Here is a 6,305-nt window from a genome sequence, read left to right on the forward strand (position 1 = left end):
TGTCCCAGGCGGCTTCGCGGCGGGCGCGGTCGCGGCTGAGCATCGCTTCGCCCTGGTGGTTCTCGACGCGGTCGACATAGACTTCGACTTCGTCGCCGATCTTGAGATCGGCCTTCTGGCCGGGCGCAGCGAATTCGCGGAGCGCCACTCGGCCTTCGGATTTGAGGCCGACGTCGATGACGGCCATGTCGTTCTCGATCCCGGTGACGGTGCCTTTTACGACGCGGCCTTCGAAGCTTTCGTTCTCGCCGCCGAGCGATTCATTGAGCATTGCCGCGAAATCGTCGCGGGTCGGCATTGCCATGGTGGCCATAGAGTTGATCGTCTTTCACTTACCGGTCCGCACCGCGGTCGAATGAAGCGCGGGCCGGGCCAGAGTTATTTGCCGCAACGGCCTCATGCCGATGCGGCGCCCTTGGGAGCGGCGAGAGCAAGCGGAGGCGGATAAGCAAAAAGAGCGCGTCGGAAGCGGACCTCCCGGCCTCAACCCCCACGCGCTACCTTATCCTGAGCCTCCGCAAGCGCATACCCGCACCCGCTGGACGGGTGGGCGTATAGGGGAAGCGACACTACGTCCGCAAGTGGTACTTGCGGCCGGGGGAGGGCGCTGTCTCTCCGTTCGGTGGAGAAACGACTCCCGCAAACTAGCTCTCCCGGCTGTGACAAATCGGCCGCGCTTCCAAGCGAAAAGCATAACGGCGCGCATATTTTAGTATAAATTTCCGGAAATCAGGTGCAGAGTTCAGTGCGCACTCAAAGCGGAGGTACCATGCCTGTTCCGGATCGCGAGACCATAGTCGCCTTGATCGAGAGGGGCGACCGTGACATTCGCTGCCGCCTTGCCATTGAAGAGGCTTGGGCCACGGTCAAAAGCAAATACGACTCGTTGGCATGGTTTCGGCGCAAATCCACCGCGCGGGCGTTAATGTGGGAATATTCGGTGCAGGGCGTGATCGCCGCTCTCCAAGAGGACCGGGATATCCGGGCAGTTCCGCATCATGACACCGTATCGTTCATCATCCAAGATAAGGTGCTGATGCGACTCAAGAAGGCGGATAATCAGTTGGTGACGAAGAACTACCCGACGCCGCTGGCGGGACTTTTTCATCGCCATGAACGAGATCTTTTCGGACATCAGGGGCACCAGCGCGTGGAACTCGTGCACGTGTTCAACCCGCTGCAGACCAATCTGTTATGGATCGGTCTCGTGGCCCGGGACGAGAAGCGGAACGTGCTCTGGGAGCATGAACTGCGCTCTGGCGGAGCGACCATCCTTGAGCTACCGACCGCTCCGCGGCCGGCGCCGGCAGCCGATACTGTGTTGCGACCGACGAAGCCGGAAATCGAAAAGCGTGAAAAAGAAGAAGAATAATGCTGCCAGCGGATTTCAATCCGGCCCTACTGCTTCTCGCGAGGCAATATAGGGGATCCAGCCAATCAGCGGTGGCGACGGCCGCCGGGCTTAACCAAGGGCATTATTCTCGCATCGAAAACGGACTTGTCCCGGAGGGGCCTTCCGCCGAGAGTGTGCGGCGCATCGCGGAGGCGCTGAATTTTCCGCCCAGCTTTTTTTACCTCCATGATGGCCTTTCTGGTTTGCCACTCAGCGTTCATCCAATGAACCGTAAAAAAAGCGCCGTCAGTGAGAGGGCATTGAAGCAGATTCATGCTGAGCTGAATATTCGGCTCATTCACTTACGACGCTATCTTCGAGCTGCCGATTTGCATCCGGAGCTACCATTGCTGCGCATCGACGTCGATGAGGGGGGCGGGCCGCAAGAGATCGCTCGGGGGATTCGAAGAGCGTGGGGCATTCCCGACGGACCAGTCACCAATCTCACGGACCACTGTGAGCGAGCAGGCATCCTGATAATCTGGTGCGATCTCGAAAAGGGGATCGATGGCGTTTCGATGAGTGTGCGGGACCTTCCCCCCTGCATCTTCCTCAATCGAAACGTGCCACCTGACCGGATGCGGTTTTCGTTGGCTCACGAACTGGGCCACGCGATCATGCACCGCGTTCCCACGGACGACATCGAGGATGAGGCAAACGCCTTTGCGGGTGAGTTGCTTCTGCCAGAGCGGGCGCTCCACCGTGCACTTATCGGTCAACGCGTTACGCTAGAACTGCTCGCTCGGATGAAGGCGTACTGGCGCGTATCGATGGCTTTTATTCTCTACCGATCTGGTCATCTTGGGCTAATCTCAAGACATCAAAGTGAGTATATCTGGAAAAAGCTTTCCGCACTTGGGTGGCGTTCGCGTGAGCCACACGAGACCGATTTTCCCTACGAGCAGCCAACTGTCTTTCCGAGGCTACTAAGACTCCACTCAGAGGATCTGGAGTACGATCTTCCAAGCCTGCAAAGCCTGCTGCATACATCGACGCAGGACCTACTCAACATCTATGGCAATTCTCTGGGCAGAACCAAGCCTGGTCTGTATGCAGTTAAATAGGGATGGCGGCGAACCAAGACATAGATACCTATAGGTGAATGATCTTCAATCCGTTCACTGTATCCGCCAAGTATTCTGCTGCTAATCTTCGATGACAGTGGTCGGGAGTTGCCTCGCTGCACAATAAGCACCCGTGGTCGAGACTATTGAGATCAACTCTTTTCTCAGCCCTACGAACAGAAAGCAAGGTCATGTAGCGATCGGCGTATTCCTTCCAGCCGATCTCCTTCTTTCGATAAGCTTCAAGAATGTCCGCTGTAGGGGCGAGAACGTCCTGGACGGAATAGCCGATGCCGGCCAGCTTCTCCAAGAAAAACTTCAGGTCGTCTTGCTTGGCGAAACCCGATAACTGGGAGACTCTATTCAAGCGTGTGTCGGCAACGTGCCGCACTCCAGAGACTTCAAGGCGCTGAAAAAAGTTCGCGGCTTTACTCTTGGTGAATCCGATCGTGAACAGTTTCATCCGACGCGCTCCTCGTCTTTCTCCCAGTCTCTTTCACGATAAGCAATCGCGTCCGCTTGCTTCTCATAGGCATGTAGGACGAAAGTTTGCCAATCGGAGGGCTGTCTAAGGAGAGGAGGCGGTGCCAAACGGTGAAAATTTACTAGGCGATCGTCAAACTCTTCCTGTGTCTCTAAGCGGCCGTCGCTGTGGATGTGCGATATGCAGCCCCACAGCTCGGGCAGATTCCGGCATATTAACACCGCCCGGTGACATTCGAGAGGGTCAGTTTCGGAGCACACCAGAGCCAAGTTCAATTGGCGTACTCCAGAACGAATTCTATCTAAGCCCTCTCGAAAAAAAGATGCCTGCGCAATCCGGTCATACCTTGCCTGGCCGCCCACATAACAGCTTCGATCTTTCGGCCGGGCACCGAGCTGATCACCCATGAAGACGTACTTGATCCGCGCTTCATTGAGGAATTTCCGGAAGGGACCGCGTGAAAAATCCGGCTTGTAAGATGAGTACGGCGTTGACCGAACGTCACAAACCACATCCACAGCGTGCGCCTTGAGTAAGGCCGTGAAGCTATCCTTATTCTGGCCCGAATAGCCAATCGTGCACAGTCCACTCATCGGTGCCCCTTACGACGGCAACACCAATCCGTTCAACTGCAGGTAGCAGCGCTTTGGATCGAACGCCTGATCCCCTCCGTCCCATGCTCTGGCGAGGCCCAGCCTGAGCGCAATCGGCTGTAACGGATTCACGCTTCCAATCCGTTGCTTCAAGGAGGCTGCGCCGGCGTGCGCATCCCCGGCTTTTTTTGCGAATAGTTCAGTCACGGTGAAATTGTGCCAGATGCCCCAATTATCTTGAAATGAAACCTGTGGCTTGCCGTAAAATTCCGCTGCTCTGAGCCTGCCGGCTTCGATCAGCACACAGCCAAGGGAGCGGCATTGGGTGTCGGCTACCACGTATTTGCCTTCCTGCAGATGTCCGCCGAAGATGCTATCCACGTCCGCGTCGGCAGTCTCAGCGCATGCCGCGTGCAAAACCTTCGCCGCAGCTTGGCCGAGTAGTGTTACGTGAGAGACTCGATGATCTTCCGTGGCATGCGGATACGCCGGGTTCCCCGCATTGGCTGGCTTGAGCGAGACAACATTCCCAACCTCCATAAATCCAGTTTCGACCCAATCGTTCTCTTCCCAGTTGGAGCCGTCAGTCTGAAGGGGCCTGGTCATGGTGCGGCTATGAAGATCGATACCAGCGACGCAAACGAGTCCACCGGACATTCGCGTCACCTCCGTGATCAACACCTGTCGCTCATTTTTAATCCCATACTGCTGAGCCAGTTCTTGCAAAGTCATCGTCATCCCTTTCAGCGCCCACTTTGGCGATTTTTTCACCGACAGGAAAGTCGTTGTCTCCGAAAAGGATACATCTTCAGATGGATACAGAGGAGGTTTGAGGGAAGTCATCTGCTGCCGCCGGCGGAAACAGCTCACCTAGTCGGATAATTTGCTTGACAGCGTGACGCTGTTATGGTACATAACGGGAACGCTGGAGAAGTGTAGGTGGGGTTCGGCCGGGGCTGGATCGAGCCTCCGGTAGCTCTCAGGACAGACACAGAGGAGAACAGGCCGCGCGGCATTGCCGGGCGGCTCCTTCGACGGGCTCAGGACATGTTTTTTGGTGGGTCGTGGGGCGTAGTGCCTCGCGGCCCTTTTTTTGCGCTTCGCAGCGGGGACGAGTGGGAGAGGGTGATATGGGTAGGGAAGCGAGTGGAGGCGGGGAGAAGGGCAGGCAGAAAGGAAGCGTTGACCTGCGGTCCTCTTCGAGTCCGATAAGCTCAGGACGAGCGAAGCGGGGGAAAGGCAGCGTTGACCTGCGGTCCTCTTCGAGTCCGACAGGCTCGGGACGAGCGGAGCGGGGAGGCAGGGCTGGATCGCCGCGCCGCGAGGCGGCTCGCGATGACGGCGGGGCGGGCGGGGCCGTTCGGATCACGGCGGGGAAGAACCGGAAGGCGCAGATCGTGCGCGCGCCTCGGCGGAAGCTGTTCAGGGGGAAGCTTCGGCAGGAGTTCCTCGAATGGTTCGCTGCGACCGCGAACGTCGCCTGGTCGGCGCGGCGGGTGGGGATCGCTTACCAGACGATCTGGAAGCACCGGATGAAGGACCCGCTGTTCCTCGCCGATTTCGAGCGGGCGCTGGAGCAGGGGACGGCGCGGGTGCGGGCGAAGATGTTCGAGACCAAGGCCGAGGCCAGGCCGACCGAGATCGAAGGCGATTGGGACGCGCCCGAGCTTCAGGACATCGACCCGCAGGTGGGGCTGAGCCTGCTGCGCGCCTACGGGCAGGACCTTGCCGGGCCGCTTGCCGGCGGGCGGCCGCGCAAGCAGGGGCGGAGGCCGAGGGCTCGGGCGCCGGAGCCGCGGGTGCGGCTGCTCTAGCGGGCGAGGCGGCGCTCGACGCCGGCGAGGGCTTCGGCGATCGCGGCTTCGGCGGTGAGCGCGCTGGTGTCGATCAGGATCGCGTCCTCGGCGGCGCGCAGGGGGGCGGAGGAGCGGCTGCTGTCGCGCTCGTCGCGGGCCTGGATGTCGAGGAGGACGTCGGCGAGGTGGACCTCGAGGCCGAGGCGCTGGAGCTCGTCGAAGCGGCGCTGGGCGCGGACCTCCGGGCTGGCGGTGACGAACAGCTTGGCGTCGGCTTCGGGAGCGATGACGGTGCCGATGTCGCGGCCGTCGAGGACCGCGCCGCCGGGCTGGGCGGCGAACTGGCGCTGGCGCTCGAGCAGGGCGGCGCGCACCGAGGGGTAGACGGAGATGCGCGACGCGATGCCGCCCGCGGCCTCGCTCTTGAGTTCAGGATCGGCGAAGTCGGTCTGCGAGAAATCGCAGGCGCGGAGGGCTGAGAATTCGCTCTCCGGGTCGCCGCCCCAGCGCAGCAGGTTGAGGCCCACGGCGCGGTAGAGGAGGCCGGTGTCGAGATGGGGGAGCTCGAAATGGCGGGCGAGCGCGCGGGCGATCGTGCCCTTGCCGCTCGCCGCGGGTCCGTCGACGGCGATGATCATCCGGTGCGGTTACTGCGCCGGAGCGGCGGTGAGAAGCGCTTTCAGCCCCTCCCTTGCCTCGGACCGGAGCGCCGGCCACTGGCTTTTCGGCTTCAGCGGCAGAGGGACCGGCTTCCCGTCGGTCGCGGCGGCATAGCTTTCCATGCCCGAGTAGCAGACCCACCAGGGACGCGTGTCGCCCGGCAGCGCGGCTTCGCGCTCGAGTGCGAAATCGACTGCGGCCTTCGTCTCGGCGGGCGACATGCCGGCCAGAGCATAGCGGATCTCGGGAAGGACGAGGGCGTCGAATGCATTCACTGCCTGTATGGCGGCCGGATCCTTGCACCGGGCGACGTCG

Annotated in this window: 9 protein-coding genes; 3 read left to right on the top strand and 6 right to left on the bottom strand. The window is 60.5% G+C overall.

All coding sequences use genetic code 11. The features are described 5' to 3' along the window. A partial coding sequence (locus VF662_RS10845) for a S1 RNA-binding domain-containing protein (protein ID WP_464140968.1) occupies positions 1–313 on the bottom strand: 313 nt, incomplete at its 3' end. Positions 314–769: 456 nt separating this feature from the next. Here VF662_RS10845 and VF662_RS10850 point away from each other — a divergent pair. Both VF662_RS10850 and VF662_RS10855 read left to right on the top strand, forming a co-directional pair. Further along, positions 770–1,372 (top strand): hypothetical protein, encoded by a 603-nt coding sequence (locus tag VF662_RS10850; RefSeq protein ID WP_464140970.1) that lies wholly within the window; start codon positions 770–772, stop codon positions 1,370–1,372. After that, entirely contained in the window at positions 1,372–2,457 is a 1,086-nt protein-coding gene (locus VF662_RS10855; RefSeq protein ID WP_464140972.1) for a helix-turn-helix domain-containing protein, read from the top strand. The genes VF662_RS10850 and VF662_RS10855 overlap by 1 nt, the downstream gene beginning before the upstream one ends. Before the next feature lie 28 nt (positions 2,458–2,485). Here the strand turns inward: VF662_RS10855 and VF662_RS10860 are convergent, their stop codons facing one another. From VF662_RS10860 to VF662_RS10870, 3 genes are read right to left on the bottom strand one after another with little or no spacing between them, the layout of a single operon-like run. Beyond that, entirely contained in the window at positions 2,486–2,920 is a 435-nt protein-coding gene (locus VF662_RS10860; protein ID WP_464140975.1) for a DUF488 domain-containing protein, read from the bottom strand. Further along, positions 2,917–3,534 carry a DUF488 domain-containing protein gene (locus tag VF662_RS10865; RefSeq protein WP_464140977.1) on the bottom strand — a complete coding sequence of 206 codons (618 nt, stop codon included), beginning with the start codon at positions 3,532–3,534 and terminating at the stop codon, positions 2,917–2,919. Before VF662_RS10865 ends, VF662_RS10860 begins: the two co-directional genes overlap by 4 nt. 9 nt (positions 3,535–3,543) lie before the next feature. Beyond that, on the bottom strand, positions 3,544–4,377 hold the full coding sequence (locus VF662_RS10870) for a dual OB domain-containing protein (protein WP_464140979.1): 834 nt from the start codon (positions 4,375–4,377) through the stop codon (positions 3,544–3,546). 554 nt (positions 4,378–4,931) lie between these two features. Between VF662_RS10870 and VF662_RS10875 the strand changes: the two genes are divergently transcribed. Further along, complete coding sequence (locus VF662_RS10875; protein ID WP_464140982.1) at positions 4,932–5,348, top strand: hypothetical protein; 417 nt, start codon at positions 4,932–4,934, stop codon at positions 5,346–5,348. Here the strand turns inward: VF662_RS10875 and cmk are convergent. Then, complete coding sequence (gene cmk, locus VF662_RS10880) at positions 5,345–5,968, bottom strand: (d)CMP kinase (RefSeq protein ID WP_464140985.1); 624 nt, start codon at positions 5,966–5,968, stop codon at positions 5,345–5,347. The two genes, VF662_RS10875 and cmk, sit on opposite strands and share 4 nt — an antisense overlap. Before the next feature lie 9 nt (positions 5,969–5,977). Then, positions 5,978–6,305: hypothetical protein (locus tag VF662_RS10885; protein WP_464140987.1), on the bottom strand; the 328-nt coding region annotated here is incomplete at its 5' end.

It is taken from the genome of Allosphingosinicella sp. (assembly GCF_036387215.1).
Classification (GTDB): Bacteria; Pseudomonadota; Alphaproteobacteria; order Sphingomonadales; family Sphingomonadaceae; genus Allosphingosinicella.

Bases quoted from the DNA above. Each gene is read 5' to 3' on its own strand.
- VF662_RS10850 (WP_464140970.1), top strand. From the start codon at position 770: ATGCCTGTTCCGGATCGCGAGACCATAGTCGCCTTGATCGAGAGGGGC.
- VF662_RS10855 (WP_464140972.1), top strand. From the start codon at position 1,372: ATGCTGCCAGCGGATTTCAATCCGGCCCTACTGCTTCTCGCGAGGCAA.
- VF662_RS10860 (WP_464140975.1), bottom strand. From the start codon at position 2,920: ATGAAACTGTTCACGATCGGATTCACCAAGAGTAAAGCCGCGAACTTT.
- VF662_RS10865 (WP_464140977.1), bottom strand. From the start codon at position 3,534: ATGAGTGGACTGTGCACGATTGGCTATTCGGGCCAGAATAAGGATAGC.
- VF662_RS10870 (WP_464140979.1), bottom strand. From the start codon at position 4,377: ATGACTTCCCTCAAACCTCCTCTGTATCCATCTGAAGATGTATCCTTT.
- cmk (WP_464140985.1), bottom strand. From the start codon at position 5,968: ATGATCATCGCCGTCGACGGACCCGCGGCGAGCGGCAAGGGCACGATC.